The 4473-nt window shown below is 71.0% G+C and carries 5 protein-coding genes; 3 read left to right on the forward strand and 2 right to left on the reverse strand.

Annotated elements, in window-relative coordinates; genetic code table 11:
* Positions 1–262: 262 nt before the first annotated feature.
* Positions 263–919, forward strand: a complete 657-nt coding sequence (locus tag IJH84_RS08650; RefSeq protein WP_295142451.1) for a flavin reductase family protein — start codon at positions 263–265, stop codon at positions 917–919.
* Between the two features lie 287 nt (positions 920–1206).
* A complete protein-coding gene (locus IJH84_RS08655; protein ID WP_295142454.1) occupies positions 1207–2253 on the forward strand; it encodes an AI-2E family transporter in 1047 nt (348 codons plus the stop codon).
* Between the two features lie 7 nt (positions 2254–2260).
* Here the strand turns inward: IJH84_RS08655 and IJH84_RS08660 are convergent, their stop codons facing one another.
* Positions 2261–2743: a hypothetical protein gene (locus IJH84_RS08660; protein ID WP_295142456.1), complete on the reverse strand. Its 483-nt coding sequence runs from the start codon at positions 2741–2743 to the stop codon at positions 2261–2263.
* Between the two features lie 77 nt (positions 2744–2820).
* Here IJH84_RS08660 and IJH84_RS08665 point away from each other — a divergent pair, with 77 nt between their 5' ends.
* The gene (locus IJH84_RS08665; RefSeq protein ID WP_295142458.1) at positions 2821–4152 is read left to right on the forward strand and encodes an aspartate aminotransferase family protein; all 1332 of its coding nucleotides are present in this window, start codon (positions 2821–2823) and stop codon (positions 4150–4152) included.
* Positions 4153–4163: 11 nt separating this feature from the next.
* On the opposite strand, the gene IJH84_RS08670 is transcribed toward IJH84_RS08665, so the two are convergent.
* The coding region (locus IJH84_RS08670; RefSeq protein ID WP_295142461.1) for a DUF1232 domain-containing protein at positions 4164–4473 on the reverse strand (310 nt) is incomplete at its 5' end.

A 4473-nucleotide genomic window follows, 5' to 3' on the forward strand; every position in this document is an offset into this window, starting at 1 on the left:
CGGCGGGCATGGCTCCTCCATCGAGTCGTCGCGAGCGCGAGGTCCTTCATCGGCTCTCCGGCAAGCTAGACTATGAACACGATTGTTCACAATCTTTTCGACAAAATTCCTCGCCATCTTGCGCATCGCGTGCGACCGGGTTGCCGGGACGAGCGGCGATCACGGCGGCACTACGCTCGGACCGTGCCGCGGCACCGTGGACGCGGCCACTGCCGGCGGCCCGTGACCTGGCCGCCCGGCCGGCGATGCACAAGGAGCACCTGTGAAGTACAGCCCCTCGACCGAGAAGAATCCGCTGCCTTACTCGCCGTTCAAGAGCTGCACCGTTCCCCGGCCCATCGGATGGCTATCCAGCATCAGCACCGACGGCGTCGAGAACCTCGCGCCCTACAGCCAGTGGCAGAACCTGACCTTCGATCCCCCGATGGTCATGTTCTCGGCCAACCAGTACCCCGACGGACGCCGCAAGGACACCGTCCGCAACGCCGAGCAGACGGGCTGGTTCGTCTGGAACATGGCCACCTGGGACCTGCGCGATGCCGTCAACATCAGCGCGATGGAGCTGGCCGAGCACGAGAGCGAGTTCGACCGGGCGGGAGTCACCCGCTCCGAGGCGGACCTGGCGCCCGGCCCGATGGTCGCCGAAAGCCCTTGCCACTTCGAGTGCCGGTACCTGTCCACGCAGCGGCTGCCCGGCGAGAGCAACGTCGGCACCGTCGACGTGGTCTTCGCCCGAGTCGAACGCATCCACGTCGATGACTCGGTCATCGGCGACGACGGCAAGCTGGACATCCGGACCATCCAGCCGATCGCCCGCATGGGCTACTTCGACTACACCGTCATCACCGAGACGTTCGAGATGCGCGTCCCCGGTTCCAGCGCGGAGGCGCAGTACGGCCTCCAAGGGCAGTCGGCCTGACTGCTCAGGCCCCGCGCGCCGAGGCTTCGCGCCGGGCCTGCTCCGGCCCCGCCGATGCCGGGCCTGAGTCAGCGTTCGCGCCACCTCGTCGTCAGTCCTTCCGGCCTCGCGACGACCGAGCACGTTGATGCGCCTTGGTGCACCATCGCCTCCGTGCCCGGCAGCAGGGAGGTCACCGTGCTCCAACCGCGAGTCGCAGAACGACGTGGCCGCTGACCGGGGCCGTGCGCCGGTGACGCGGCCACGTCGCCCCGCACGCTCGTACTCGCGGAAGTGAGTTCGTCGTGATGGGCGGCGGTGAGCAGCACGAGGAGCGATCGACCGTGGTCCGGCTCGGCCGGAGGGCGTGGGCATTGCTGGGCATAGTCGGCGTGCTCGTCATCGCCTGGCTGGTCGTCTCGCAGCTCGCGGTCGTGGTGGTGCCGGTGCTGCTGGCGCTGTTCGTCGCCGCCGCGCTGGCTCCGCTGGTGAACCTGCTCGGCCGGCTGCACGTGCCGCGGCCGCTGGCCGCGCTGATCGCGGTCGTGCTCGGGCTCGCGGTGATCGCGGCAGCCGTCTGGCTCGTGGTGCCCGCCTTCGTCGCGCAGCTCCCGCAGCTGTCCTCCGCGCTGGGGCAGGCGACCGAGCAGCTCGACCGGGTGCTCTCCCGCACGCCCTTCTTCGGCCCGGGTGTGAACGTGCGGGCCATCGTCGGAAGCCTCACGACGCAATTCTTCGGCGGCGGCTCGATCCCGGCCGCGCTCGGCACCGTGGCCACGGTGTTGTCCTCGGTCGTGCTGCTGCTGGTGGTGGTGCTGTTCTACCTGGCCGAGGGGCGTTGGCTCGCGGCTGCGCTGGTCGGCTGGCTGCCCGCGGCGCGGCAGGACGAGGTTTGGCGGGTGCTGGCGCGGTTGTGGCAGGTCGTCGGCCGCTACTTCCGCGCGCTGCTCGTCGTCGCGCTGTTCGACGCGGTGTTCATCGGCGCCGGTCTGGCGCTGCTGGGCGTTCCGCTGGCGCTGCCGCTGGCCGTGCTGGTCTACCTGGGCGCTTTCCTGCCTTACCTCGGCGCCGTGCTCTCGGGAATGCTGGCGGTGCTGGTCGCGGCGGCCGAGCGCGGACTGCTCACCGCCGTGCTGGTGCTCGTGGTCGTGCTGGTCGTGCAGCAGATCGAAGGCAACGTGATCCAACCCGTGGTGATGGGCAAGATCGTTCGCGTGCCCGCGTTCGTGGTCCTGGTGGCCATCGCCATCGGGTCCGCGCTGCTGGGCGTGCTGGGCGCCTTCCTCGCGGTGCCGGTCGCGGCCTGCGTCGAGCACATCATGCGACACCTCAGCGGACGCACTGCGGAGAACTGAGCCGCGCTCAGCCCTGCGTTCGCTCCGCTTCCGGGTCGCCGCGGAGCCTTTCCAGCCGAGCCGCGAGCATGAGCTCGAGCGCCTGGCTGAGCGCGAAGACCAGCGAGGCCAGGAACCCGCCCACCGGCCACGCCACCCCGGCGGGCAGCACGAATGCGGCCAGCATCGCCGCCCCGAGCCCGAGACCGACCGAAACGATGTCCAATGCGGTCCCCAGCAGGACCACCGATCGAGGCGCCGCGCCGGCGTGGCGACGGAACCCGTGGGTGGTCAACGCCTGCAGAACGGCGAACGCCACGACCGCGCACAGCGCGAATCCCGCGATGTCGAGCAGCGTCGGCGCTCGTGCCAGCTGGTTGAGCGCCCCGTACGACGAGGTGATCGTGATGGAGAAACCGAACGCCGCGCTGTTGTCGATCACGGCGGTCTGCAGTCCCACGCGGGCGCTGCGCCTGGCGTGGGAGGCTTCGCTGTCCGGCCCCGGATCCATGAGCGCACGGTAAGGGATCCGGGACGATCGTGATCGGCGATGGACGCCCGAACGGCGCCCTTTGTAGCGTCGGGGCCATGTCCGACGACACCGCTGTGCAACGGCACCTGATCCGCTACTCGGGCGGCGGCGCCTTCAGCCCCGGAATCATCGATCGCGCCGCGGGCAGTTCGGTGTTCACCGAGGACGGGCGCGAGCTGCTCGACTTCACCTCGGGGCAGATGAGCGCGATCCTCGGCCACGCGCACCCGGAGATCGTCGCGACGGTCCGGGAGCAGGTGGGCCGCCTGGACCACGTCTACAGCGGCATGCTCAGCCGCCCGGTCCTCGAGCTGGCCCGGCGGCTGGCGGGGACGCTGCCGGAACCGCTGGACAAGGCGGTGCTGCTCACGACCGGTGCCGAGGCGAACGAAGCCGCCCTGCGGATGGCCAAGCTCGTCACCGGCGGGCACGAGGTCGTCTCGTTCGCCCGCTCCTGGCACGGCATGACGCAGGCCGCCGCGAGCGCCACCTACAGCGCCGGGCGCGTCGGCTACGGGCCCGGCGCCAGCGGCAACTTCGCGCTGCCCGTCCCGGACAGCTTCCGGCCCGGCATCGTCGACGCCGATGGGAACCTGGACTGGCGCCGCCAGCTCGACCTCGGCTTCGAGCTGATCGATGCGCAGTCGGTCGGCAGCCTCGCGGCCTGCCTGGTCGAGCCGATCCTGAGCTCCGGTGGCGTCGTCGACCTCCCGCCCGGCTACCTGGCCGCGCTGCGGGACAAGTGCCACGAGCGGGGCATGTTGCTGATCCTGGACGAGGCGCAGACCGGGCTGTGCCGTACCGGCGACTGGTACGCGTTCGAGCGCGATGGCGTCGTCCCGGACATCCTCACGCTGTCCAAGACCCTCGGCGCAGGGCTGCCGTTGGCGGCGGTGCTCACCAGCGCCGAGATCGAGCAGCGAGCCCACGACCGCGGGTTCCTGTTCTTCACCACGCACGTCAACGACCCGCTGCCCGCCGCCGTCGGGAACGCGGTCCTGGACGTGCTCGCCCGCGACCGCCTGGACCTTCGCGCCCGCGAACTCGGCGACCGGCTGCGCAGCGGACTTGCCGAGCTCAGCGAGCGGCACGAGGTGATCGGAGCCGTCCGCGGCCGCGGACTGCTGATCGGGATGGAGCTGACCGGCGACCCCGATTCAGCCGGGAACGCCGACGCGCCCGGAAACGCCGATGAGCCCAGGAACGCCGATGAGATGGGTGCCGCGGTGACCCGGCGCTGCGCCGAGCTCGGCTTGCACATGAACATCGTGCAGCTGCCGGGTATGGGCGGGACGTTCCGCATCGCTCCGCCGCTGACCGCCACCGAATCCGAGATCGACCGCAGCCTCGCGATCCTCGACACCGCCCTGAAGGACCTGCCGGGCTGACGTTGCTCGCGTCACCGCTCCGCGGCCGTGACGCCCGAGTTCGCCCGCAGCCCGGTGAGCCGGCACAGCGCGGCGAAGCCGTCATCGGTCCCGGGCCAGTGCCTGCGCACCGCGGGCGCGCCCGCACGGCGCACGAGCGAGCGCAGCACCAGCGTGACGACGATGACGTCGTCGGCCCAGCCGAGCACCGGGATGAAGTCGGGCACGAGGTCGATCGGGAGCGCGAGGTAGCCCAGCACCAGCCCGACGCGCCAGCGAACACCACGCGGGGCGTCCCGGTCGGCCAGCAGCCGCCGCAGCAGCCGCAGCGAGTCGGGCAGC

Origin of the sequence: Saccharopolyspora sp., assembly GCF_017434145.1 — a bacterium.
Classification (GTDB): Bacteria; Actinomycetota; Actinomycetes; order Mycobacteriales; family Pseudonocardiaceae; genus Saccharopolyspora_C; species Saccharopolyspora_C galaxeae.